Consider the following 24,448-nt stretch of genomic DNA (forward strand, 5'->3'; position numbering starts at 1 on the left):
TCCCTTACCACTCAAACCAGCGGACAGGCTTAATCTTACGTGCCTGGCTATATTTATACAGATTTTGATCTGTTAAAGTTGTATTTGCAGGCTTACAATTTCCGACACAAGATTCTTGTGTCTCCGCAATAGGTCCAACCAACATGGTTGTTCTTGGATCAGTAGAGGAAACAGCACCAAAGGCAGGGCCATTAATACCTTGATAGCTAGTTTTAACATATGCAGCACAGTCACCATATGGCATGCAAATACGGTGAGTCGTAGAAATACCTGTCACACCACCACCACAACCACTTACAGTTCCAGTCAATGTCGCTTTCGGATCATACAGGCTGACATATAAATCACCAGTAATAAGCTGTGAATCTTCAAATGCACGCGCATAATTTCCTGAATCAACTGAACGTAGTTCAAAACTCCAACCACGAAGCATAGTATTACCAGTTGTTAATTTCATATTAGCGATATCAGCAGCAGAAATTTGCTTAGAAACCGTTTTGCCAAGTATGCCTGAATTAGCCAAATTCGCTGGCAAAATAGTCGCAGCAGATGTAAAACTCGAGTTTTCCAAACCATTGGCTGCTGCATCACGGTCAATTAAACCGTAGATTTTGTTTTTTCCGCCGACTTCCGCTTCCAAAGGAAAACTGCGATTACCTGAACCTGCTGTCACAAGTACAAAGCGGTTTTGCCCATCATCAAAAACTGCCGTAGATAAACGGTCATAGAAACGCGGTACAAATGTTCCATCTTTTAACTTCGCTATGGTTTGCACACGCACCGCAATATTAGTATTGTCAGTTGCAGACATTTGATTATTGTTATTCAAGTCTACACGGAAAATCTGTCCACCTAAATCTGCAAAATAAATCATGTCTGCAAGACCATCGGCATCATAATCACGTACCACAGGCTGCCCTACAACACTGTAATTTATATCACTATTAATCGTTTTCTTATAACTGTCACTAATTCCTGAGCCATTTGAGCTACTCATCCAGATCAAGTTACCATTTGCAGCATCTACTATATATAAAGCGTTGCCATAAGTTGAGGACGGCTCTGTAAAAGTAGCCGCTGGTTTTTCATAAACATCAGCATCGTAACCGCCGCCAAAAATTAAGACTTTTTTACGTTCGCCTTTGACACGAATTTCAGCAATAGTCGGTTTAGCCCAGATTTGAGCCATACGCTGAAATTCATTTGTTGATGTCGGTTTAATTTGGAATAATAGCTTCGGACTTGCTGGATTAAGTATATCCAATCCATAAAGCCCACTTCCCCCCATACGTAAACCGCCATAAATATTCATTTTATTGGCAACATATTTTGTGGTTGAAACTGTACCAGACTTAGTAATTTGCACCTTAAATGTATTGTCCGCTACCCATGGCGCATCTACACCATAAGCTATACCCGACAGGCTACCCACCCCTTTTGAATCTTTACCAGCCAACGTATCATATTGATTCGTTATAATTTCTGGCGGAACAAATACCGACTGCTCTTTACCTGTCGAAGCATCCACAATATGCAAGCCGCCATCCATTGACCCATAAACTGTATATTCTTTACGTGTATCCGCAACATTACTAGAAGTTACTGTTGACTCTTTTGTTACCATGAGCGGCGTTGAATGCACCACCCCACCAAGGAATCTATATGGGCTAGCCGGATTTACTGCGAGCGTATTAATTTCTGTAGAAGTTAAAGTTGTCTGTGTCGCGGCTGCAGGAAATACAGTTTGATAACCCATATAATTCAACAAAGCAAGGCGCTGGTTAATTGTGTAAGTCCCGCTCAATGCATCTGTACCAGTAGTATTCGTTGCTAAATTTGTCTTAGTCACTTTCTTTAACGAACTGCCATCTAAGATGTAGACTTTACGCTCACTATCTACATTGCTGATTGAGTCTGCTGCAGCCAAAGCTGTAGATGGAACAGGAATTTTATTCCATGCACCACCGCTATTAATTAATGAATGGTCAGAGCCTGAAGCCGCGGTAGACCATAAATCTTTTGCAGATGAGTTAATAACCTGCTGATTGTTTTCAACTTTATAAATCGCATTATTACTGCTGTCTTTTAGCGTACCGTCAAGAATTTTATATTTCTTTAAATTTCCCGCCCATGTACGAAAGGTAGAATCTTCCATAGGCATAATCATTGGGAAAAAACCTTCAGTCATAGATTTTGTCTGATCCAAAGGATCACGCGGGACGGAAATTGAACCTAAACTCGAAGGTGTAAACGACACCTCTACCTTTTTTACAAAATCAACAATACTATTCGCAATGTCATCCGAGTTCGTTGCTTGATAAAAACCACCATCTCCATAATCACTACTACCCCACTTACAAGCATTTTTAATATCTAAATCAGTCGTCGAGTCACAATCATAGGTGCCATCTGATTTTTTTGTTAAGCCTTCAAAAGATGCACCAAAGCCAACAACTGCTGTTCTAATTTTCATTCCTGCTGGGTTTGTAGTTGTATCTGCTAATTTTTTAGCATATGCGCCTATATATTCCCAACCACCTGTTTCACCAACAAATAAATTCGATTTTAAAGTTGGAGAGGCTAATACACCTGTTCCAGATGGTTTAGCAGAAAACTGATATGCAGTCTGGCTCAAGCTATAGTTCAATACAGAACGGGCAATATTATCTTTTGTAGAGTTAGGCGCTCCATCTGTGAGCATGTAAATACCATTACCATCACAAGAACTGGTACTCCCTCCCGCAATGTAATTTGTTTGAGCTGTATTTTTACTCGCTGCAACGGAATATTTAAAGCCACCGACTAAATTGTCTGTATATGAGTCAGCAGCATTGGTTGTCCCTTTTTCCACCAAAGCAAAAGGGTTCGTTCGATAAGCAACAATTCCGTACGCACTGCCATTTCCGTATGGTCCCCAGCTTTTTCCAACGATTGGCTCAATATCCAAAGGTTCATTTTCTACCTTCATCCATCCGCCATAACGCCATCCTGCAGGCAATTTACTAAACAAATCCCATCCACTCGTCATTTCACCGACTTCGGTTTTAAATTCAGCTTGCGTTACTTTAGTTCCATCTCTTCGATATACGCCAACATTAATAGTATTCTGAGAAATTAAAGGACTATTCCATTCTATTTCTTCTTTCTTGATATTCAATTTAGTTGCATCACGACTTGGCCAGTTATTTACACATTGCTTTACATCTTTTGAGACGCCGCTGGGCATAAAATCTGAACTCGTTGTAGCATTTGTACCTAATTCCACACAGATAAAATGAACTTGTTCGTCTGCACCTATTTTTTGCATTGTCATAGATCCATCATAGATCCAGTCAATTTTAGTTGCAGTGCTATTATTTATCCCTGTATTTGTACCCATCATATAAGCGCCTGCTTCAGCATAAGCTTGAACCGTGGGCGTACCGCCCGCCGTCTTATACTGATCAGTTCCTAATGGATAGGTAGTACTCGATTTTTTGACATTAATTGGACCAAGCGCAGTGCCTGTAACATACTCTCGATTATTTGCAGCGATCGATACATTTTGCTTACCATTACCATAGGTAATATTATCTAGTGACTGAAAAGATGCAATTTTTTGGGCTAACTTAATCCGTTGTGCTGAATTTAATGCAGCATTTTCAACCAAAATAGCTCCTGAATGGCTATCAATTAATTTAATTGGGGAACCAGAGATATTAAGATCTGTTTTAGTAGAAAATTGCCCCAATCCTATTTTATAAGTGTCTTTTAATTTATTTCCTGCCAACAATGGAATAATTGCATCTTTCAAACGTGATAGTCTGTCATATTGCCAAGCAGTGCCATTAGTACACCCTCTCAAATGATAAGTAATAGTGGTTCCGTTTATGACGACTGATTTTTCAATTGCTGTACTATTTGTCGAATTACTTGTTGTTTTGATCGGCGTACCATCAGCATTAAATCCACTTAAGTTATACGCCCAGCTATAGTAGTCTGCAGCTGGAGAACCCGTCTCTCGAATAGAAACACGGTCACATAATGAAGTACCACTAATATCACCAGGACTACCATATTTATTATTACGCGGAAGAACCAGTGAGCTAATCCCCATACTCCCTGACGTATCCAACATCAGTAAAATTGATATATTTCCAGTCGTATTTCCTCTATACAGGCTCAAGTCACTCGCAAGGACTGCCGTACTTGTTGGCACCGCCATCACTGGAAGCAAAGCCATCATTATTACAAGGGGTTTTAATCTCATTTCTATTCTCCCAATCTTCCAGTGCTTAATTTTTCGCTTCAGTTAAGCGGACTACATATTCTGCAACTTGCGTATTCAGCGGCACACCCAGCTGATTTAGGCATTCATGCAAAGTCTCTACCTTCACTTGGCCTGTAGAACTATTTGCACGGTTCTTTAATAGCAAATCATCCATTACACGCTCTTCCAAACAAGTTTCCATCTTTGTAAGAGTGACCGACGGCGCCATTGCTGGAGCAAACGATGTCGCAACTACACGAATGCGTTTGGTATCTACATCCGCTTTTAAATCTGTATTTTTATTGGTTAATTCAAATTTGCGCATTTCCACTGCAGGATCATCTGGATTAACAACGGAAACCTGCGTCACAATTGCTTTACGGCTGATAGAAAACATTGTTGCTGGATTACAAACCGCATCAATATCTCCAGAAAGTGCAGCGCTTACACCTGTAGCGGCAGTCGCCGAAGCACGCTCAATAATTCGAAAGTCGCCAAGATTAAAGAACATGTTATTTTTAGCCGCACTGCTTTCTATTTCTGTTGGTTTAAAACAAAACTGCAGCTCCTTACCTTGGTTGCCATCTAATAAAACTTGTCCAATTGGTGTACCCGCTAAATTCGTGCTTTCATTGGCATTAAAGTTTTTTTCTAAATGATCCAATGCCACGTCAGAAGTTTGCATTAATAAGGTTTGTACCTGAGCATTTGTCGCGAGCTTTAAGCTAAAAATACTGTTGCGGATAGCATACAAGCCAACAACAGTAATCAATATCAACAAAATCAATACTGTAATAAGGGTTACACCCTGCTGGTGTTTAGAATGATTTATCATTAAATATCCCCCAATCCACCATTACGGATTGCAATTGTTGTGGTGTAAACCTGACGCATGTAACCGTCTTTTGCCGCAGTAATCGTCTGATCTAAAACTTTGAATTCTGTTTTTTCAGCCATTGCGACTTTTTCTGAAGAACGTACAAGCCAGCCTAGATTCACCCCAATTACCGCTGGGCGCGGCAATGTCGTAATTGCTTTATAGTCATTCACACCTAAAGTGCGTGTAGTACCATTGGTATTGCGAACAACCAATTGCACTCTCATGTATTCAATATTTTTTGCAATAATTTCACCAGCATTTGCTGCATAATTTGCTGTCAGTGTATTTACAGCATTAATAGTTTGAGACTCATAAGTTTGTGGAACAGTTTCTCCATCTGCAAGAAACATACTTGAGGAGCAATTCAAGTTTGCTTCACTTTTAGAACTATCCTTACTAATGTAATAACGCTCAATGACATACCAGCCTTTGGCATAAGTTGTACTTGTTTTTATTGGCCCGCGTACTTTTTTACCATCACATGTAAAAGTATCCATAGGTGCTTGATACATAATCACCAGCTGATCACTTTTTGGAAAAGTACTAAATGCACTGTCATTATTCACACTTGCTGATTCTAAGTTATTACCCGTCAGCAACGCAGTTCCAAATTTCAAACCTTTTAAATTACCATCCGCAGGTGGGGTAGTACTGCTTGTTTGATTACTTAACACAATACCGCCATACAATGATGCATCATTAATAATGCTGGCATTGCCATGGTTTGCTAAGCGGATATTTTTCGTGACGTAATTAATCCCAAATAAACCGCTATCCTGCAAAGACGCAGCAGAGGATTGAATCCGATAGTTTTGCTGCCCACTGACAAGCATCTGAATTGCTACAGCAACCAATATCAGGCCCAATGTGATTGCAATCATTAACTCAATAAGTGTAAAACCAGCCTGTTTAAATGTTTTCATTAATATGCCTCCAGTACCAAACAACTAGAATCATCGACATATTTTCCATCTGTTTTTAAACATGCATTTTGAACTGCGGGAGCATCTGGAGTAGCTTTGGCATCAGTAATTGGCTGAGTCTCCCCCCAAGCCGCGATTAAACATAATCTCTCCTGACTTGCCGAAGTATTTAAACAATTCATTACGCCAACTTTCATCCCTTTTGATACCGCAACATCACTGTATTGTTTTAAGTCATAAAGCGCCTGATTCGCTGCATTACAGCCGCTATCACAGTTAGGCAAAGAACTCGGCACAGCTGCCTTGTAATCACCTGTCGGATTAAGCCTTACTTTTTCTGCGAGCCCATTCAGCAAAATAAGTGCATCTGCCCTTTTAATTGATTCTTCAGTAGCTGCTGTTGCTCTGACTTGCAGCGCCGCATAGCCCAAGATTGCGATAGCAAGGATTAACATCGCAACCAGGACCTCCATCAACCCAACACCTTTTTGGCTAGAAAAACCAATCATTAGCAGGCTCCTCCTTGTGTAATTTCAACTGTTCCGGGGATGCCAACCGTTAATACATATGATCCAGCAGAAGAGCAAAAAGTGATTGTTTGTGAAGCTGTTAAGTTTCCACGAGCCGAAAATACAAAAATATCATTCGACGTACTTTTAACATTAATTTTCTTTTCTACATTCACAATAAGAACGCTATCTTTTTTTAAAGAAGATGACATAGTTGTTGAATAATTCGCAAGATTTGCACCACATGTATCCGGAGAAACGGCAGAAGCAGATTTGCTCAACGATGTACATACAACAGTTGAGGCTCTGTTCAGTAATGCCCGACTACGGGCTTCTTTCAAAGTATCTCGCATATTAAAAGCTGTAGTTTTTAGATTCTCTTTAATCAATAAATTGTTAAATGAAGGCGCAGCCAAAGTCGCAATAATCGCCATCACAGCAATCGTCACCATCAACTCAATTAACGTAAACCCATTATTTTTCTGCATAGTCCCCCCAAGGCGCGCCAAACTTTACCCTATTAAAAATAATATCTAATTAAATTACAAAACAAACACAAATCAGGATAAAAGGCATAAAAAAGCAGATAACCGTCATGCAACAGTTATCTGCCTATTTTTCATCAATTTTTTAAAGTGTTATGTACTTCGCAGTTTAAGCCTGTATTATAGGAATACGTAACTCTTTTGGCAAACTAAAGGTAATATTTTCTTCACGGCCTGCAAGCTCTTCAGGGGCAGTTGCACCCCAGTCTTGCAAACGCTGAATCACTTGTTTAATTAAAATTTCTGGTGCAGATGCGCCCGCAGTTACACCAATTTTTGTATTCGGTTGAAACCATGCTTGTTCCAACTCGTCTGCATTATCCACCAAATAGGCGCGTTTCCCCATACGTTCAGCCAACTCTCGTAAACGGTTAGAGTTAGATGAATTTGGCGAACCCACCACCAACACCACATCACATTGATTGGCTAAGTCGCGCACTGCGTCCTGACGGTTTTGAGTGGCATAACAAATATCGTCTTTACGTGGTCCTTGAATATTCGGATATTTTTGGCGCAAGGCATCAATTACTTTGGCAGTATCATCAATCGACAAAGTAGTTTGCGTCACAAAAGCCACTTTATCTGGATGCTGAACCGCAAGTGCAGCCACATCATCTTCATCTTCCACCAAATAAATGTCACCGCCATTTTTCTTGTCGTACTGACCCATCGTCCCTTCAACTTCGGGGTGTCCTTCGTGACCAATTAAAATCGCCTCTGTGCCTTCACGCGCATATTTGGTGACTTCAATATGTACTTTGGTGACCAACGGACAAGTCGCATCAAATACTTTTAAGCCACGACGCTCCGCTTCTTGCTGCACTGCTTTAGATACGCCATGTGCACTAAAAATCACGATATTGTCATCTGGCACTTCATCCAGCTCATCGACAAAAATCGCACCGCGCTGACGCAAGTCATCTACCACAAATTTGTTGTGAACCACTTCGTGACGCACATAAATAGGTGGGTTAAAACACTCAAGGGCACGATTTACAATCGCAATTGCTCGGTCTACACCTGCACAAAAACCACGTGGATTCGCCAATACAATTTCCATAGAACCCTCTATGTTGAAGTTAAATAGGTGGGATGTTTTAAAATTTATGCCAACAAAAGCCATCTTGGCTATTTTGTTTAAGGGGCGTCTACTCTAAAATAGAGAAGATATTTTATCATATCAGGAAAAATATCATGTCGGGTCTATTGTTTGTCGTTTCTGCCGCTTCAGGAACAGGCAAAACATCCCTCGTTAAAGCCCTGCTTGAGCGTGTGAATAATTTACACGTTTCAGTTTCTCACACAACACGTGGTCAACGTCCCGGCGAACTCGATGGTGTGCATTATCACTTCACGCAAAAACAAGATTTTATCGACTTGGTAGAACAAGGCGGTTTTATTGAGTATGCAGAGGTGTTTGGCAATTATTACGGCACCGCGCAAGCGACGGTTAAAGAGCAGTTAGCCAAAGGTCACGATGTGTTACTTGAAATTGACTGGCAAGGCGCTCAGCAAGTACGCAATCTTTTTCCTGAATCGAAGCAAATTTTTATTCTTCCACCAAGTCAGTTTGATTTACGCGAGCGTTTGTCTAACCGTGGCACCGATGCTGTCGATGTGATTGAACATCGTCTAGGCTGCGCAGTTGAAGACATGCAACAATATGTCAATTTTGACTATGTGATTATTAATGATGACTTTAATAAGGCCCTGCACGATTTAGAATCTGTGATTACCGCCAATCGTTTGGTGATGGCGCAGCAGGCACATCGTCATCAAGCCTTGATTCAAAAGTTAATTAGCCCGCCAAGCGCGTGATTAAAACTTGAGTCTATAAGCAAAGCACCTTATACTGCACAGTCTGTTTAAATTTATTATTCGAACGAGAATTCTTATGGCACGCGTTACCGTTGAAGATTGTTTAGACCATGTAGACAACCGCTTTGAGCTTGTACTAGTGGCAAGCAAGCGCGCGCGTCAATTGGCACGTCAAGGCATAGAACCTACCGTTGAGTGGGACAACGACAAACCTACCGTTGTTGCTTTACGTGAAATTGCAGAAGGTCACGTTTCTAAAGACATTTTGAAACAACGTGACCAAGACTATCAAACTTCGAGTCTTGACCTTGCACTTTCTGCAAATAATTTGAATTTAGATGGTTTTTCTTTCCAATAAGAGCAACTTTCTAAAAAAGCCTAGTTTTTTACTAGGCTTTTTTGTTGTCTGAACTTTAATCTTGCGCTAAAAACCGTTATAACATAAGGATTAAGACCCTATTTATTAATGCCAAATTTATCACTATTTTGGCATAAAAAAAATTGACAAGTCATGCAATATGCTTTTCATTATAAGGTCTAACTGTAAATTCGTTATCACTTGTATTTTAAAGGGTGTTATATGCCAGGCACGATGGTCAGCCAAGCCAAACAACAGCTTCAAGCCATGATCGAACCTTACCTTAGCGTAAGTGAAGTCGAACAGGTGCTTACGGCTTGCGATTATGCTGAGCATGCGCATGATGGCGTTACCCGTAAAAGTGGTGAACCGTATGTGTTACACCCGATTGCGGTCAGTTGTATTTTGGCGCACATGCGTTTGGATGCCGACACGCTCATTGCTGCCCTATTGCATGACGTCATTGAAGATACTGACTACAGCAAAGATGACATCACGGAGAAATTCGGGCGTACCGTTGCCGAACTAGTCGATGGTGTAACCAAACTCAGCCATTCTAGCGACAAGGAATACAACAAAGCCGCATCGTTCCGTAAAATTCTGCAAGCGACCTTACAGGATCCACGTGTCATTATTGTGAAACTGGCAGACCGCTATCACAACATGACCACATTAGATGCGCTGCGACCAGATAAACGCGCACGCATCGCTCAAGAAACCTTTGATGTATTTGTACCCATGGCACGTATCGTGGGTATGAATGAAATGGCAGATAACCTTGAACATTTGTGTTATCAAAACCTTGATTTAGATATGTATAACGATGTGCAAGCTGCCCTGTTGCACACCAAGCCAAAACGCTGCGAATACCAATCTAAATGGGAACAAAACCTTGCCGACCTGCTGCAAGACAATCAAATTACCGGTCGGATTAAAAAGAAAAATAACAATATAGAATTACTGCGCCACTTTGTTAAAAACGATATTGATCTACAAGAACTGACCCACAGCCATGCGTTTGAAATTATTTTACAAAGCATTGCTGACTGTGACCGTTTGGCCGATATTTTACGTGACAGCTTTCAGGTCTTGCATTATGAAGACCATATCCGTCGTCCATTGCCAGGTGGTAACCAGTCACTCATGATGCGTCTAAAAGGTGAGCAAACCACCCTATCACTCACCATTCAAACTGAACTGATGCGTAAAGCCGCACGTTTTGGTGTGGTCTTGGGTGAAAACGCACCACAAGCTTGTCGTTCTGCCATTCAAGCCTCTATGAAAAGCTTAAATGTGTTGATTGATGGTGAATGCGCTAAAACCACATTTAGCGATTTACTGGATTATCTGCACCAAGAGAAAATTCATGTTTATACACCGCAGGGACATTTACATGAATTGCCGCAAGGCGCCACCGCGGTTGATTTTGCCTATGCAGCCAGTTTATTCTTAGGTAACCACGCCGTCGGTACAAAAATTAATGGTGAAAGTAAACCGCTTTCGACGCCACTCATCAGCGGGCAAGTGGTCGAAATCATCACCGATGTGTTAGCCACACCAAACCCAGACTGGCTAAGTTTTATTAATACCCAAAAGGCCCGTCGTGCCTTACAAAACATTCTGCGTGATCAGGATATTGAAGAACAGCGTTTGGTAGGTCAGCAAGCCCTGAACCGTGCGCTGAAATTGTTTAATCACTCGATTCAAGACTTGACCGAAGCAGATTGGTTAAATGTGTTGCAATGGCGTCATATCGACTCCAAAGACCGTTTATTTGAGCAAATTGCAGTCGGTGATTTATTACCGCAGTTGGTGGCGAACCACATTTACGCTCTCGATCAGGACAGCAACGAACATTCTGACCGTCTGATTCAAGGCACAGAAGGCATTGATGTGAAATATGCGCACTGTTGCAACCCTGTGCTAGGCGATCCGATTCAAGGCAACTTATCACGTCGTGGTTTGATTGTGCATCGTGCGCGCTGCAACAACTTACTGCATGAGCAGCATCAACATCCTGAAAACATCATGCCACTACAATGGACTTCAGAAGATGTCGATGACGTGAGTTTTACCGCTTACCTCAGCATTGATATGGATATGAATGACGAACAAATTTCCGATTTGATCTATCAATGTCGTAAGGCCAAAACGGGAGTAGAAATGGTGCGCAGCCATGATGGTAAAACCCACGTGAATATTGTGGTGAATAACCGTAAGCAAATTGCCAAAATTATTCGTGATTTGCGTATGCACTACGGTTTCCCACGAATTAGCCGCTTAGCGCGTCCAATTAGCATTGCCGAAGAAGCCAAAGCCTGTTAAGGGCTTGGCAAGGCAATTTGCCTACACAGTACAGACACTACTTTTCGCATTAGTTACCAATAAGACTACTGAAATGCAGTCGGATGGTCTATGATGTTCGTACATTATTTTAGGAGAAATCAATGTCTCGCCAAGTCATCCATACTGAAAATGCACCTGCAGCAATTGGTACTTACTCTCAAGCCATTTTAGTGGGCAATACTGTTTATTTATCAGGTCAAATTGGTTTAGACCCGTACAGCATGGAATTGGTAGAAGGCATTGAAGCGCAAATTCGCCGCGTATTTGATAACTTAAAGGCCGTTTGCGAAGCGGCGGGTGGCTCTTTGGCCGATATTGCCAAGCTCAATATTTTCCTGACGGATTTATCACACTTCCAATTGGTCAATCAGATTATGGGTGAATATTTTGCACAACCTTACCCTGCGCGTGCAGCCTTAGGTGTGGCCAGCTTACCTAAAGGTGCTTTAGTTGAAATGGATGGCGTTGTGATTATCAATTCATAAGTCATTATCATTCAAATACTTAAAAACAAATAAACGATGCCACCTATTAAGTGGCATTTTTTAATTCAAAAACCCAATTACAATAAATGGCTTTTCAAATGATTTTTATTGACAAACGATAATAATTATCAATAATAACACTTATCTTATTTCATTATTGTGGTTGCATTCATGTACGTTTGCTTATGCCGTGGTATTACAGATCAAGACATTAAAGAAGCCGTTGCCAATGGTGCAGACAGCTATCGTGAAATTCGCGATATGTTTGACTTGGGCACCTGTTGTGGTCGCTGTGCGCCTGAAACTCGCGCCATCATTAGCGATGAAATTGCACAAATTGCGTCTCGTCTTGCCGTTGCTGCCTAAAGCTGCCGTTTTATTGCTCTCCCGCATTTCAGTATTATAATTTTTACTCGGTGTTTCCTCTCCCGCTTTCGACTACAGCGGGTTTTTCTTGTCTTACATTTCTTCACACCACCTAGCTAATTGTTTTTGATTGCGATTTTCATTTGCCGTTCTATAAATCACTCGCCATTTTGCCCAGTCTTGTTTAAGATAGAAATATAGATTGCCTTAAGCGGTTTAAGGCAGAAATTGTTGATGGAGTGCTGCAATGAAAGGCAATCGTGATGTGATTAATCAACTCAACCAAGTTTTGTATCATCACCTGACTGCAATTAATCAATATTTTTTACATTCACGTATGTTTAATGATTGGGGCATTGAACAACTGGGTTCGGCTGAATATAAAGAATCGATTCGTCAAATGAAACATGCCGATAAAATTATTGAGCGTATTCTGTTTTTAGAAGGCCTGCCAAATTTACAACATTTGGGTAAATTGTATATTGGTCAGCACACTGCTGAAGTGCTGAATTGCGATGTACGCAAAGTCAAAGAGAATATTGAAGCGATTCAAAAAGCGGTGGTTTTGGCAGAGCAACAACTGGACTATGTAACCCGTGATTTGGTTCAGGAAATTCTAGAGAAAGAAGAAGAGTACTTAGACTGGGCAACGACACAACTTGATTTGGTTGAAACTGTGGGTATTGAAAACTATATTCAAAGTCAACTCTAAAATTCATCTCATTTCAATCGCACAAAAGACTGGTTTTCCAGTCTTTTGTTTTTTGGGGCACTTTACCTAAAATTCAGTATCTTGCCTATCTCTAATGAAGAAGCTCTCAATATCAATATATTTTACTTATGCGCATTTTAAATTCTTGGATTTATAAAAAAGTATTTATAACGCAAAAAAATGTTTCATGGGTTGCATCTGTTGATGCAATATCCGAATAATAAAAATTCCATAATCCTGTTTTTTATAAAAAATAGCATGTTGATGATGATCGTGACGGCGTATTCCCTCGCCAATATCTACACATGCATAACCAATCAGCGGTGAACTCACTAACAAATGAAAGGTATTTTCCAAATGTTGCGTGTATTGGTCAGCTTGAGCTACACCAAAATTAAGTAAGGTGTATTCATAAATAGCAGTGAAGTCGTCGACAGCTAAATTTGATAGCTTATACACGATGCTTCTGCTTCACTTGAGCCGCAATATCTTTTAGGCTAAGTGTACTTTCTCCACTGTTCTCACCTGCTTCAATCGCTTGCTTTAAAGCTGCAGTTTGATTTTCTTGCTGCTCCAATAATCTTAGTGCAGATCGCATCACTTCACTGGTTGAACCATAACGTCCAGATTCAATCAGTTTGCTCACAAAGTTATCGAGTTGTGGGCCAATTGTTACACTTGTAGTTCTCGCCATCAGCATGCCTTATTGTTTGAATAGATCATACAATTCTAACACAACTCCCTTTATCTGAACAAAAGTTCAGCATCTCTTTAAATTTTCGCACATGAAATCAATTTTATAATGAATACCCCCTCTCTTTTTAAAGAGAAGTTGGGAGAGATTTTCAACATTGAAAATTTTCACCATATTTGGCTCACTATTTTCAAATCGCCCTCCTTGCGCTACACAAATCAGCGCGGCTCCGCTTCACCCAATAAAGTCGCATAATCTACATTGACCTGCCACAAAGTGCTTAACAACCATAATTGCTTTTTGGCTTCTGCTTCATAACCGTTAAATGCTAATACGCGTGCATATTTCAATAAATCGTAGCGGGTTGGATAATTCAACACAATTTCATGAATATCCTGCAATTGTTCAGGCGTTTGTAGGCTATACGGATTTAAACAAATCCACTCAATGCGGCGGTTAAATTCTTCCAGTACAAAAATACGGTCTTGATGGGTAATTTTTTCAGGCGTTTGTTCATAGCGTACTGACTGATTCAATTTAGGCACCATCACTTCATAATCACGATAAATCAGCATCAACAACAATGCACCAATCACAAAAGTCGTGCGTAAATAAATTGCAGATAAAGTGAAGCTTTTTACCACACGTTGTGACTGAACCATGCCGATAATAAAACCTACAGGTAGCAAGAAGTAGGCATAGTTTTGTGGAAATTCCAGCATGGCATGCACACTAAATGCACCGACCATCAAAATACCCACAACCGATTCAGCCGACTGGGTATATTTATGTAACTGATAGCCCCAATAGCCCAAATACGCCAAAAATGGTACGCCTAGTATCACACCATTCCAAAGTACAAAGTCCAAAATAAAATTGTGTGCGCTACGAATCCACACAGGGCCTTGTACAAATTCACTAATGCTTACATAAGCCACACTGGTTTGATGCCAGCCATAACCCCACCACGGTTGATGCTCAATTGCAGCGAGCATTTGCTGCCAAATCGCCAAACGCGACATATCGCCTGTAGCGCGTTGTACCACATCACGAGATTGCACTGAAAGTTCCGCACTTTGCGAGAGCAATTGACTGAAAGAAGGCGTGATAAAAATAAGCCCGATAAATGCTGCAAACCACAGTAAGCTATAGCGCCATTTTATCCGCACCACGCCACGATATTGTTGATAGCTCAAATACGTCAAGATGCACAGCGATGCCAACCATGAAGTACGCGACTGACTCAGTACCACACCGACCAAAATCATGGCAGCGGCAATCACAATCCACACAGTTTTAAGTTTTTGTTTTTCGTATAAATACAGACATGCCATAAGCGACATCACCAAAAAGGTCGCCATATTATTTGGTTGTGCAAAGTTGGCATATGGGCGTTGTCCAATTTTTATATCCACCATAATAGGCAGGTATTGATCGAATGTGAGCCACTGGCAAATCGCCATGAATGCGGTAATACTTCCCGCACCCAATAGCACATAACTAAAACCAGTAAAGATGCGTTCACGTTCGATGCTATTTTGAGTGAGGTTATAGCCAAAAATGATCGCCAGCCAAAAACTAAAGATATACACGCTACTGAGCAAGGCTTTATCAAAGAAATAGACTAAGCCAAAGCCCCACTGAATAAAGGGAACACTACACAGTGCCAGTAATGGCAGGCTGATTTTGGGTATTTGTAATTTTTCTTTGAATAGGCAGGCTGCAAGGGCAAACAGAGCAAAAAATGCGTAAAGTTCGCCTGTATAAGTGACCCACGGGCGGTAGTGTATGGGCAATAGCCATGCAAGGGAGATGAGGATGGCAGCCAAAAATAGCAATGCAGATTTCATAAGAAAAATAGACCAAAAAACTGGCTCTATCTTATATTTTTTTTGTTCGTTTGGCGTCATTCTGAGTGAAGTTGATTTAAATAAAATAGCCCCACCTTTGATGTGCTTGCTTTAAACTCAAACTTGTCGCAATAGTTGTTTAAGTGTTATACTCTGAACCATGTATTATTCTATCTTGAATCATACTCACGAATTATCTGGCTTTTAGAGACGTAATTCCTAAAAGTTTTGCAATTAGTATTTATTTTATTTTGCAGTGTTTAATTCTGAATTTCTGCGAGATGGTCTTAGAGGGGCAACCTCAATTAATTGCAGTGTTGTTTCTGTAAGATTGCGAGATGGTCTTTTAGGGTTAGCCTCAAACAAAAAATAGAATACTAATGTAACGATATGCTAAGGCTTAGTAAAAATTACCATCTGTAACTTTATAAGACATTTAGCATAAGATATGACATAAAGGGCTACTTCGGTAGTCCTTTATGCTATGTAATCATTACTAAACACATTAATATGCGTTCTTTTTTTCACTATTTCTAGCTCACCATGACAATTTTTTAATGTGCAACTGATTAAATTCACACTACTTTTTTCATACGCAACATTAAAATGCTTGACTGGGTCAATAGCACAACCAAAACGAAACCTAGCATTTAAATCACAAATAATTTGATGTGGTGCGCCTGTTGCATGTTTTGCATGAATTTCTTTTCCCAAACTAAAAAACAGCGCATGATCATCTACATAATACTTTTTCTTATCTTGCGATCTTTTCATAGGTCTTCGATGCTGCTTTCGAATTGTAGCAATACAGCTTTCGAAAGCTTCTTTGAAATTTGTTTCCTTCGTAAGCATAACCTGCTTTAAACGAAGCAACGCGCCTGAGCGAAAGTTTTCTAACGGTAATCGCAATAACTCTACATCATCCGCATATACACAATTCATTTTGACTAAATTGAACTGTTTGATTCTATTAGCAATTTGTGAGCTTATATGTGCATTTGAAGTATGTGGATCAGACATATCTAAGTCCGCAATAAAAACTGACTTATATAAATGTGAGTTTAATGAAATATTGCTATCTTTTAAGATGATAATAAAATCCAAATTTTCAGCTTCTTTGTGTAATCGTTGCAACAATACTGATTCTGGACACTGCTCTTTGCACAAATATTGAATTTCGTATGTATTGGAAATTTTAGTCATTAAGTCCGAAGGAAAAAATGATTTTTCCGATTTACTCAAAATTTCACAATGGTATTTTTTGAAGTAATTAAATATTTTGAGCATTGAAATATCACAATAATTTTGTAAGAACTTTCAATGGAATATGAATTTGCTCTAACTCACTGGCGGTACATTTTTTTTGTAATAATTCAATAAATGCTAATGTTAGCTCTCTATCGGAAGCCTTCTGCTCAGTTTTTTGTTCAATGACTTCTTCATAAGTAAACTGTTCAGTTTTAGGGATTAGTCCAATTTTAGCTTTTTGGTTGGGATGTACAATTAACTTGAGTCCCATTGCATCTAAATTTTGTTTGATCCAAAAAATAATGCTTTGACTTTGGGTCTGTTCCTTGATTTCCTGTTTACTATAATCCTTACCAATAGAACTCAATAAAAAAGGAGTTTTCTGGTGTTGCCAGTGCAAATTTGTTTCCCGAACAACATATTCTTTTAAGCTTTCTTTTGTCATTGTTTTGGAACTCTATAAGCGGAATTTGCATATATTATAACAATATAAAAGACAAAAATAGTTTTATTCAGTCACAGGCTATCTTTTCTATAATTGAATATGAATTTCAAGGGAACAACTCATGTTTCAACAATTATTCTACAGCAGATTGGAAACAGAAAATTGCACGGGAAATACTTAAATTCCCCATTTTTAACTTAAGAAATTATGGTGGTGTTTCAAAAAGTATGCTGACATTAAATGAAGCCATTATTGATGTAAAAAAAGGTTAAGTCGAAAGCTTTAAAATGGTTTTCAATCTTTTTTGAAAAATTACAACTCCTTCTAAAACCGCGCCTAATTCGATGCCTTATTTTGCAATTATTACCTTCAATACCTACAGTAAAAAATTTACCAATACTTTGCTCGCAGTTTTTAAAAGCAGTTATGAAACTGTCCCAATGATCACTTGCAATTCGGGTGTAGTGAATACCTAATTGTTTAAGCTTTGTCTTCAATCGTTGAACTGTAGCTAAGTCTCTTTTACCCCAAACATAAGCAACAATCTCACCTGTTTCTCGATGGTAGGCGTAAATAAGCCATTGTTTATTATTTTTATTTCCCACAAAAGTCCAAAACTCATCAACTTCAAGAGACTCATAATGACTTTGTTTAGGCTGAATTTGGTAGGTCGATTCGGTTAAAGTACGTAAAACTTTACCGATACTGATTCGCTCAACTTCAGCGATATCTCGTATACCACTACCTCTGACCATCAACTGTAATATTTTTCGAGTAATGCCTGAATTACATCCTAGATAGCTCAGAGCATGGTCACCAATAAACTGACGTTTACAGTGTTTGCACTGATAGTTTTGTTTCCCATCTACTTTGATGCCATTTTTCTTTATACTGTCACTGAGGCAGGTTGGACATTTGATTTCTAGAGTTATTCGCATTTCTCTATTTTATCAAAATTCAACCTGCTTTGTTTCAGCATACTTTTTGAAACACCACCGAAATTATTTCCACGGTCTTAAATCTACTATTTTGATGATAGATGCGGATTCTTTATTGACTAAAACCACCATATCTACGGCATTGGCTTTTAAGGGTAGCCAAGCATCTGCTTTTGGATATTTTGCTAAAGTTTTTTCAACTTCAGTTTTTGAATTGTACTGTTCCAATTCTGCAAGTGGTAATGCGCGTTGTTGGATTTGGTTTTTAGCTTGAGTGAGCTCTACATAGCGTTCGGGGCGCTGCGCAATAGAAATACCGCTAAAAACCTCTGCAAACATTTCATCATTGCGTTGTTGTGTGTCTTTGGCAAATTCAGTGGCGACATATTGTGGTTTAAACCATGAAGGTTTTTGGAATTGTGATTGTGCTTGCTGAATATTACTATCAACCAATTCATTTTTTCTAACCAATTCAAAACGATCTACACTATAAACCAACCATGCGGGACGACCTTGTTCAATGCTAAATATGCCATAACATAAAGCTGCGATTTGAATTAGAATAATGACACTTAGGTCAAATTTTAGTGTTTTTTTACCTTCTTTATAGACCAATAAGCCTAAAAGTGGTCCTAAAATTACGTCGATGACCAATAGCATTAAAAAGATATGAGTCACACCAACTGCTGTAGCGAGCGGCGATGGATACCAAATAAAAAAGACTAATCCAACCACGAATAAAGCGATTAGGAAAGAGAGTGATAGATGACTGAGAAAAAATTTTAGGGGTTTAGACATATGTGAGAAAAACTACGTTTTTTTGATTGATAAAATAATTATATTCATTTTTATTTTTTCCAAAGAGAAACCGTACCTTCCGAAGAAAGCACGGTTTTTATAGACTAAAACTTCATTAAGATTTAGTTACACGGCAGTTAGATGGTACATATTTATAATCTTTAGCATCAGCTACAGCACAACCCCAAACAATTGGTTGACCTGGTAAAATTGCAGCAGTTGGTAATGCACCATTGGCAATAGTACCGCTACCTGGTTGTAGATAAACCTTATCACCAGTCATGGCACCTGCAATTTGACCAGCATAAGTAATCGTGATTAAGCCATCGCCTACTGCTGGAGTTGCAACATCTGCAACTTCAGCAATTTCAATTTTTGCTACATTTTCTGTTGCCGTAAACTCAAAGCCATAAGAACCATTTGCTGCTGCGCCAGTACCTGTATAAGCTGCAACACCACCAGAACTGCGTGAAGACAATGTTTCAGCAACTGCTGTCTTGGCAGCAGCAGCCAAAGATAAACCTTCAGTTACTTTTGCACGAATAGTGTAGCTTTGATAAGCAGGAATCGCAACTGCAGCCAAAATACCGATAATAGCGACGACAATCATAAGTTCGATGAGCGTAAAGCCCTTCTGGATTGTATTCATAACATTCTCCACAAATGTTGTTAATTTAGTTATAAGCTTTGTAAGCTATTTTATACTTAGCACTAAACGTGCCAGCTTTTATTATAGACAATTTACACAGAAAAACAGCACCTTATACATAAAAAAATTCAGACTATAAATTCATCTGTATATTTTTGTTAAAAAGTGACAATTATTGTCAGGCGTAAATTGAAAACTTAACAATTTTTGTCAATTTTAGATAAATAATTCACGTTTTTTAATTTTTAAAATAATCCTGTCACACATTTATTCAAATATTTGATCTAAATTTCAGCAAATTTAGCTTGTGTGCAATGGTTGTCTTTTGTACTCATACAAATTCCCACTTTGAAAAAATGAGTCAAATGTAATGAAAGCTGCCAATATTTAAAAATCTCTCCTAGCCTCTCTTTAAAAAAGAGAGGAACATTCATTATAAAATTGATTTCATGTGAAAAAAATTAAAAATACGCAAGTTTTCACTTTTTGGCACATCGCCAAATAAACTTGTGCAAACTTCCCCCTTTGAAAAAAGGGGGATTGAGGGGGATTTAAAAAAATTAAGCCATGTATGGCGCAAGAAGGAGGATTTAAAAAAGAAAAGAACGCTAACAGCACTCACCCCAAAATAATCGGAGCATTGCTCAATTCATTCTCACGATCTACCCACTGGCAGTCATAAAAAGCATCCAAAATCTCACCAATTTCTTGCACACCCGTCATCACCGCTTGTCGATACTGCTGCTGTGCCAAACCCTGCACAATATGCGCACAGACGTCATCCCACACCTGTTGCGTAGTCGCAGTTTTAATCCCACGGTCAATCACAATTTCCACTTTGCGCTCACACAAATTTAGGTACAGCAAAACCCCGCTATTCAGTTCAGTATCCCAAACACCCAATTCTGCAAATAACTGACGTGCGCGGGCATGCGTATCGACATAATAAGCCATACGCGATGGTAAACAGCCTTCAATCACCACCTGAATTTCACCCACATGCCCCTGCTCGGCAGCAGTCACCGCTTCTGCAATTGCATGTTGATCCTGCGTATTAAAAAAACGCTTGGTGGCAGGTAAATAAAAGAAATGCTTCAGCCAACGCTTCAAACAGGGTCGCGTCACCATTTCTGTTTTAGGTTGGGTAATAATTTCTGTTGTATCGGTTGTTGTTACCATGATCCTGATGCTCCTCCCCCACCAAAGCCACCGCCTCCGCCGCTATAGCCGCCTCCTCCACCAAAACCGCCACCGCCACGCCCACCACCACGCCCCGCAGAGGACAAGAAAATTTGGAAAATGGTCTGTGCAATGGCGGTAATGAGTAAAAAGAAAATCCCCGCACCAATCATTAAACTGGTGATTAAGCCTGCACCATTGACCAAACCTGCCACTGTACCTGCCACGGCAGCGGTTGAAGCACTTAAGCGTTTTCCAACAATCAGTGAGCCAATTACCCCTGCAATTAAAATAAATAAAGCAGTGCTCAAGGTTTTTTCACGCGCCTGTTGTTCTTGCAAGGCTTGTTCATGGCGTTGTTTCAGTTCTTGCGCCGCTTGTGCAGCAACTTCTGGATCTAGGTTTAAAATCCGTTCAATTTCTGCCAAGCCTGCATCTATGCCTTGTGCATATTGCGCTTGTTTAAAATACGGTGTAATGCGTTGGTTAATAATCCGACTGACTACAATATCGGGCAGCACGCCCTCTAAACCGTAACCCGTTAAAATCTGAATACGGCGGTCATTGACCGCAATTGCCATCAACACACCATTATCTTGCTTGGCAGAACCGAGCTGCCATTGTTCTGCGACCCGCATGGCAAAATCAAAAATATCTTCCTGCCCTGTAGTTGGAACAATCACCACGCCTATTTGTGCTTTGGCGTGTTGATGTAAATTTAAAATTCGCTGGCTGATTTGCTGTTTTTCTGCGGCAGTGAGCAAATTGGCTTGATCGACCACGGGCTGATTTAACGTCGGCAAAGTACGGATGGATTCACCCTCTGCCATATCACTCGCAATTTGTGGTTGCTGAACAGGCGTTTCTACAGGTGCTTGCTGAGTGCCAGATGTAGGCTGGCGTGAATTTACAAGATCAGGGATAGGGTTGGCAGTTTGAGGATACTGTTGCTGCACAATTTTACCTAGCACCACAGCTTCGGCAGTTTCATCGGTTGCTGTAGCAACTTCACTATTTGCCAAGCAACTGAAACACATAACTGCCATGAGCGGCAGCATCTGCGCTAGACTCATGTGGGTCTTGCTGTACGATAGCAGCATTCAGTCATCCTCCCTATGCATTATTCAAACGAAACTTTCGGTGCAGTTTGTGCGCTTTGCTCGGCACTGAAGTTTGGTTTGGTGTCCATGCCAATCACTTTAGCGGTCATCACTTGTGGGAACTGGCGTGCATAGCTGTTAAAGTCTTGCACTGTGCTGATGTAACGGTTACGCGCCACGGCAATACGGTTTTCTGTGCCTTCTAGTTGTACTTGTAAATCACGGAATTGCTCATTGGCTTTTAAGTCTGGATAATTTTCAGACACCGCAATTAAACGTGATAAGGCACTGGTCATTTGCGCCTGTGCTTCCTGATATTTCTGGAATAACGCAGGGTCTTCTAATACCGACTTATCCACTTTTAAGCCTGCGACATTGGCACGTGCCTGAGTGACTTCAGTCAAGACTTGTTCTTCATGTTTGGCATAGCCTTTGACCACATTCACCAAGTTTGGCACTAAATCGGCACGGCGTTGATATTGGTTTTGGACTTCTGACCAAGAAGCAGTCACGGCTTCATCTTTCACTTGTAAGGTGTTATAGCCGCAGCCGCTTAATGTCAAAGTACTGGTTAAAGCCACCGCGAGCATGGTTTTTTTTGTGAAATTCATATATTAACCTCTAAATTTTCTTTGTATTTGTTTGAAATGATTTCATTCTAACGTGAAATTCTGACCTGTTTGTGTATTTTGTTTAATCGAGCGAATCACCAAACTGTTTACATCAAACAATAACCTTGTACAGCAGATTGAATTGATATTGAAGTTTCAGCTCTTAAACCTTATAAGAATCTGGGATGGCAATATATTCCACAAGAAGATGAGCGGGATAAAATATCCAATAAAAAAGGACTGAATTCCTTAAAACTCAGCCCTTTTAAGATCTAAGCAAAACAAATTCGTTTAGATCTCTAAATAATCTAAAATACCTTCTGCCGCCTGACGACCTTCCCAAATTGCAGTCACGACCAAATCAGAACCACGCACCATATCGCCCCCTGCAAAAATTTTAGGGTTAGACGTTTGGAACTTAAATGTTTGCTGTTCTGCTGCCACTACACGACCTGAACCGTCTACCCCAACATTGGCAGAGGCAAACCAATCTGCAGGGCTGGCACGGAAACCAAAAGCAAGCAATACCGCATCAGCAGCTAAAATTTCTTCTGAACCTGGAACAGGCTCAGGACTACGACGACCACGGCTGTCAGGCTCACCCAACTGTGTTGTCACCACTTTAACGCCTGTGACTTTGCCATTTTCCCCGACGATTTCGATCGGTTGACGATTAAATAAGAAATTCACCCCTTCTTCACGGGCGTTGGTCACTTCACGACGTGAACCTGGCATATTGGCTTCATCACGACGATAAGCACAGGTCACTTCCTGCGCACCTTGACGAATAGAAGTACGGTTACAGTCCATGGCAGTATCCCCACCACCCAGTACAATCACTTTTTTGCCTTCAACACTGATGTATTCTGCAGGGTCTTTTTCCCAGCCTTGGCAACGGTTGACATTGGCAATCAAGAAATCCAGCGCATCATAAACACCATCTAAATCTTCACCAGCAAATCCACCTTTCATATAGGTATAAGTGCCCATGCCCATGAACACGGCATCGTAATCTGCAAGCAATTGTTCAATCGTGATATCTGTACCAATTTCGGTATTTAAACGGAATTCAACCCCCATGCCAGAAAAAATTTCTCGGCGGCGTTTCATCACGTCTTTTTCCATTTTAAATTCTGGAATACCAAAGGTGAGCAAGCCACCAATTTCAGGGCGTTTGTCAAAGACTACCGGTTTGACGCCATTACGCACCAAAATATCGGCACAGCCTAAACCTGCAGGGCCTGCACCAATAATCGCAACTTTTTTATCGGTCCATTTCACATGCGACATGTCTGGACGCCAGCCCAAGGCAAAAGCAGTATCGTTAATGTACTTTTCGGCATTGCCAATGGTCACTGCACCAAAACCATCATTTAAGGTACATGCGCCTTCACACAAACGATCTTGTGGACAAACTCGTCCACAGACTTCAGGCAAGGTATTGGTTTGATGACACAATTCTGCTGCCTGAAAAATACGACCTTCCGAAATTAGTTTGAGCCAGTTAGGAATGTAGTTATGCACAGGGCATTTCCATTCACAGTACGGGTTACCACAGCCCAAACAACGATGGGTCTGATTGGCCGCCACTTCTGCTGTAAATGGTTTATAAATTTCCACAAACTCATTTTTGCGGACATCGAGATCTTTTTTCTCTGGATCTTGTCGTGCTACATCCAGAAATTGAAAGTCATTATGTAGGCGTTCTGCCATGTCTTTCTCCGTAGGCGGATGTGGATAACGCG

24 protein-coding genes are annotated in these 24,448 nt (G+C 40.3%); 6 read left to right on the top strand and 18 right to left on the bottom strand.

Translation table 11 applies throughout. From position 1 onward, the window contains the following. Nucleotides 1–4: 4 nt before the first annotated feature. The 6 genes from C3Y93_RS08120 to ispH all read right to left on the bottom strand — a co-directional run bounded on the left by C3Y93_RS08120 (nt 5) and on the right by ispH (nt 8,166). Nucleotides 5–4,249, bottom strand: coding sequence for a PilC/PilY family type IV pilus protein (locus tag C3Y93_RS08120; protein WP_104852629.1), 4,245 nt, complete (start codon nt 4,247–4,249; stop codon nt 5–7). Nucleotides 4,250–4,274: 25 nt separating this feature from the next. Next, entirely contained in the window at nt 4,275–5,084 is an 810-nt protein-coding gene (locus C3Y93_RS08125) for a hypothetical protein (RefSeq protein ID WP_104852630.1), read from the bottom strand. Continuing rightward, nucleotides 5,084–6,052, bottom strand: a complete 969-nt coding sequence (locus tag C3Y93_RS08130) for a PilW family protein (RefSeq protein WP_104852631.1) — start codon at nt 6,050–6,052, stop codon at nt 5,084–5,086. The genes C3Y93_RS08125 and C3Y93_RS08130 overlap by 1 nt, the downstream gene beginning before the upstream one ends. After that, nucleotides 6,052–6,561, bottom strand: coding sequence for a type IV pilus modification protein PilV (gene pilV, locus C3Y93_RS08135; RefSeq protein WP_171287391.1), 510 nt, complete (start codon nt 6,559–6,561; stop codon nt 6,052–6,054). The genes C3Y93_RS08130 and pilV overlap by 1 nt, the downstream gene beginning before the upstream one ends. Further along, nucleotides 6,561–7,049, bottom strand: coding sequence for a pilus assembly FimT family protein (locus C3Y93_RS08140; RefSeq protein ID WP_104852633.1), 489 nt, complete (start codon nt 7,047–7,049; stop codon nt 6,561–6,563). Before C3Y93_RS08140 ends, pilV begins: the two co-directional genes overlap by 1 nt. A 166-nt stretch (nt 7,050–7,215) precedes the next feature. Next, nucleotides 7,216–8,166, bottom strand: a complete 951-nt coding sequence (gene ispH / locus C3Y93_RS08145; RefSeq protein WP_104852634.1) for a 4-hydroxy-3-methylbut-2-enyl diphosphate reductase — start codon at nt 8,164–8,166, stop codon at nt 7,216–7,218. Nucleotides 8,167–8,300: 134 nt separating this feature from the next. Here ispH and gmk point away from each other — a divergent pair, with 134 nt between their 5' ends. The 6 genes from gmk (at nt 8,301) to bfr (ending at nt 13,191) form a co-directional block, all read left to right on the top strand. Further along, on the top strand, nt 8,301–8,924 hold the full coding sequence (gene gmk, locus C3Y93_RS08150) for a guanylate kinase (protein WP_004974513.1): 624 nt from the start codon (nt 8,301–8,303) through the stop codon (nt 8,922–8,924). Between the two features lie 76 nt (nt 8,925–9,000). Further along, entirely contained in the window at nt 9,001–9,282 is a 282-nt protein-coding gene (gene rpoZ, locus C3Y93_RS08155) for a DNA-directed RNA polymerase subunit omega (protein ID WP_004809957.1), read from the top strand. Nucleotides 9,283–9,504: 222 nt separating this feature from the next. Beyond that, nucleotides 9,505–11,607 carry a RelA/SpoT family protein gene (locus C3Y93_RS08160; RefSeq protein WP_104852635.1) on the top strand — a complete coding sequence of 701 codons (2,103 nt, stop codon included), beginning with the start codon at nt 9,505–9,507 and terminating at the stop codon, nt 11,605–11,607. A gap of 122 nt (nt 11,608–11,729) precedes the next feature. Then, complete coding sequence (locus C3Y93_RS08165) at nt 11,730–12,113, top strand: RidA family protein (protein WP_004809961.1); 384 nt, start codon at nt 11,730–11,732, stop codon at nt 12,111–12,113. A gap of 171 nt (nt 12,114–12,284) precedes the next feature. After that, entirely contained in the window at nt 12,285–12,479 is a 195-nt protein-coding gene (locus tag C3Y93_RS08170) for a bacterioferritin-associated ferredoxin (RefSeq protein ID WP_004974511.1), read from the top strand. 247 nt (nt 12,480–12,726) lie between these two features. Then, nucleotides 12,727–13,191: a heteropolymeric bacterioferritin subunit Bfr gene (gene bfr, locus C3Y93_RS08175; RefSeq protein WP_096901270.1), complete on the top strand. Its 465-nt coding sequence runs from the start codon at nt 12,727–12,729 to the stop codon at nt 13,189–13,191. Nucleotides 13,192–13,356: 165 nt separating this feature from the next. On the opposite strand, the gene C3Y93_RS08180 is transcribed toward bfr, so the two are convergent. The 12 genes from C3Y93_RS08180 to C3Y93_RS08240 all read right to left on the bottom strand — a co-directional run bounded on the left by C3Y93_RS08180 (nt 13,357) and on the right by C3Y93_RS08240 (nt 24,416). Further along, complete coding sequence (locus C3Y93_RS08180; RefSeq protein ID WP_070153485.1) at nt 13,357–13,650, bottom strand: type II toxin-antitoxin system RelE/ParE family toxin; 294 nt, start codon at nt 13,648–13,650, stop codon at nt 13,357–13,359. Then, complete coding sequence (locus tag C3Y93_RS08185) at nt 13,643–13,885, bottom strand: type II toxin-antitoxin system ParD family antitoxin (RefSeq protein ID WP_004974509.1); 243 nt, start codon at nt 13,883–13,885, stop codon at nt 13,643–13,645. The genes C3Y93_RS08180 and C3Y93_RS08185 overlap by 8 nt, the downstream gene beginning before the upstream one ends. A 218-nt stretch (nt 13,886–14,103) precedes the next feature. Then, a complete protein-coding gene (locus C3Y93_RS08190) occupies nt 14,104–15,735 on the bottom strand; it encodes a PglL family O-oligosaccharyltransferase (RefSeq protein WP_104852636.1) in 1,632 nt (543 codons plus the stop codon). A 477-nt stretch (nt 15,736–16,212) separates the two neighbouring features. Further along, on the bottom strand, nt 16,213–16,938 hold the full coding sequence (locus tag C3Y93_RS08195; RefSeq protein WP_104852637.1) for a hypothetical protein: 726 nt from the start codon (nt 16,936–16,938) through the stop codon (nt 16,213–16,215). A gap of 91 nt (nt 16,939–17,029) precedes the next feature. Beyond that, nucleotides 17,030–17,428, bottom strand: a complete 399-nt coding sequence (locus tag C3Y93_RS08200; RefSeq protein WP_104852638.1) for a hypothetical protein — start codon at nt 17,426–17,428, stop codon at nt 17,030–17,032. A 236-nt stretch (nt 17,429–17,664) separates the two neighbouring features. Then, a complete protein-coding gene (locus C3Y93_RS08210; protein WP_104852640.1) occupies nt 17,665–18,366 on the bottom strand; it encodes an IS1-like element ISPa14 family transposase in 702 nt (233 codons plus the stop codon). 63 nt (nt 18,367–18,429) lie between these two features. Continuing rightward, nucleotides 18,430–19,164 (bottom strand): TfpX/TfpZ family type IV pilin accessory protein, encoded by a 735-nt coding sequence (gene tfpZ / locus C3Y93_RS08215; protein WP_104852641.1) that lies wholly within the window; start codon nt 19,162–19,164, stop codon nt 18,430–18,432. Between the two features lie 115 nt (nt 19,165–19,279). After that, nucleotides 19,280–19,813, bottom strand: coding sequence for a pilin (locus C3Y93_RS08220; protein WP_104852642.1), 534 nt, complete (start codon nt 19,811–19,813; stop codon nt 19,280–19,282). 618 nt (nt 19,814–20,431) lie between these two features. Further along, complete coding sequence (locus C3Y93_RS08225; protein ID WP_104852643.1) at nt 20,432–20,992, bottom strand: TPM domain-containing protein; 561 nt, start codon at nt 20,990–20,992, stop codon at nt 20,432–20,434. Beyond that, a complete protein-coding gene (locus C3Y93_RS08230; protein WP_104852644.1) occupies nt 20,986–22,092 on the bottom strand; it encodes a TPM domain-containing protein in 1,107 nt (368 codons plus the stop codon). Before C3Y93_RS08230 ends, C3Y93_RS08225 begins: the two co-directional genes overlap by 7 nt. 20 nt (nt 22,093–22,112) lie before the next feature. Further along, complete coding sequence (locus tag C3Y93_RS08235) at nt 22,113–22,703, bottom strand: LemA family protein (RefSeq protein ID WP_019836149.1); 591 nt, start codon at nt 22,701–22,703, stop codon at nt 22,113–22,115. A 291-nt stretch (nt 22,704–22,994) separates the two neighbouring features. After that, on the bottom strand, nt 22,995–24,416 hold the full coding sequence (locus tag C3Y93_RS08240) for an FAD-dependent oxidoreductase (protein ID WP_104853262.1): 1,422 nt from the start codon (nt 24,414–24,416) through the stop codon (nt 22,995–22,997). Nucleotides 24,417–24,448 lie beyond the last annotated feature (32 nt).

The organism is Acinetobacter sp. SWBY1, from assembly GCF_002946595.1.
Taxonomy (GTDB): Bacteria; Pseudomonadota; Gammaproteobacteria; order Pseudomonadales; family Moraxellaceae; genus Acinetobacter; species Acinetobacter towneri.

Excerpts from the sequence above, each read along its gene's own strand:
- C3Y93_RS08210 (WP_104852640.1), bottom strand. The coding sequence starts at position 18,366 with ATGCGAATAACTCTAGAAATCAAATGTCCAACCTGCCTCAGTGACAGT.
- tfpZ (WP_104852641.1), bottom strand. The coding sequence starts at position 19,164 with ATGTCTAAACCCCTAAAATTTTTTCTCAGTCATCTATCACTCTCTTTC.
- C3Y93_RS08130 (WP_104852631.1), bottom strand. The coding sequence starts at position 6,052 with ATGAAAACATTTAAACAGGCTGGTTTTACACTTATTGAGTTAATGATT.
- gmk (WP_004974513.1), top strand. The coding sequence starts at position 8,301 with ATGTCGGGTCTATTGTTTGTCGTTTCTGCCGCTTCAGGAACAGGCAAA.
- C3Y93_RS08225 (WP_104852643.1), bottom strand. The coding sequence starts at position 20,992 with ATGGTAACAACAACCGATACAACAGAAATTATTACCCAACCTAAAACA.
- C3Y93_RS08200 (WP_104852638.1), bottom strand. The coding sequence starts at position 17,428 with ATGACAAAAGAAAGCTTAAAAGAATATGTTGTTCGGGAAACAAATTTG.
- C3Y93_RS08120 (WP_104852629.1), bottom strand. The coding sequence starts at position 4,249 with ATGAGATTAAAACCCCTTGTAATAATGATGGCTTTGCTTCCAGTGATG.
- C3Y93_RS08160 (WP_104852635.1), top strand. The coding sequence starts at position 9,505 with ATGCCAGGCACGATGGTCAGCCAAGCCAAACAACAGCTTCAAGCCATG.
- C3Y93_RS08165 (WP_004809961.1), top strand. The coding sequence starts at position 11,730 with ATGTCTCGCCAAGTCATCCATACTGAAAATGCACCTGCAGCAATTGGT.
- C3Y93_RS08190 (WP_104852636.1), bottom strand. The coding sequence starts at position 15,735 with ATGAAATCTGCATTGCTATTTTTGGCTGCCATCCTCATCTCCCTTGCA.
- C3Y93_RS08195 (WP_104852637.1), bottom strand. The coding sequence starts at position 16,938 with ATGACTAAAATTTCCAATACATACGAAATTCAATATTTGTGCAAAGAG.
- ispH (WP_104852634.1), bottom strand. The coding sequence starts at position 8,166 with ATGGAAATTGTATTGGCGAATCCACGTGGTTTTTGTGCAGGTGTAGAC.
- C3Y93_RS08125 (WP_104852630.1), bottom strand. The coding sequence starts at position 5,084 with ATGATAAATCATTCTAAACACCAGCAGGGTGTAACCCTTATTACAGTA.
- bfr (WP_096901270.1), top strand. The coding sequence starts at position 12,727 with ATGAAAGGCAATCGTGATGTGATTAATCAACTCAACCAAGTTTTGTAT.
- C3Y93_RS08185 (WP_004974509.1), bottom strand. The coding sequence starts at position 13,885 with ATGGCGAGAACTACAAGTGTAACAATTGGCCCACAACTCGATAACTTT.
- C3Y93_RS08220 (WP_104852642.1), bottom strand. The coding sequence starts at position 19,813 with ATGAATACAATCCAGAAGGGCTTTACGCTCATCGAACTTATGATTGTC.
- C3Y93_RS08235 (WP_019836149.1), bottom strand. The coding sequence starts at position 22,703 with ATGAATTTCACAAAAAAAACCATGCTCGCGGTGGCTTTAACCAGTACT.
- C3Y93_RS08230 (WP_104852644.1), bottom strand. The coding sequence starts at position 22,092 with ATGCTGCTATCGTACAGCAAGACCCACATGAGTCTAGCGCAGATGCTG.
- C3Y93_RS08140 (WP_104852633.1), bottom strand. The coding sequence starts at position 7,049 with ATGCAGAAAAATAATGGGTTTACGTTAATTGAGTTGATGGTGACGATT.
- C3Y93_RS08170 (WP_004974511.1), top strand. The coding sequence starts at position 12,285 with ATGTACGTTTGCTTATGCCGTGGTATTACAGATCAAGACATTAAAGAA.
- pilV (WP_171287391.1), bottom strand. The coding sequence starts at position 6,561 with ATGATTGGTTTTTCTAGCCAAAAAGGTGTTGGGTTGATGGAGGTCCTG.
- rpoZ (WP_004809957.1), top strand. The coding sequence starts at position 9,001 with ATGGCACGCGTTACCGTTGAAGATTGTTTAGACCATGTAGACAACCGC.
- C3Y93_RS08240 (WP_104853262.1), bottom strand. The coding sequence starts at position 24,416 with ATGGCAGAACGCCTACATAATGACTTTCAATTTCTGGATGTAGCACGA.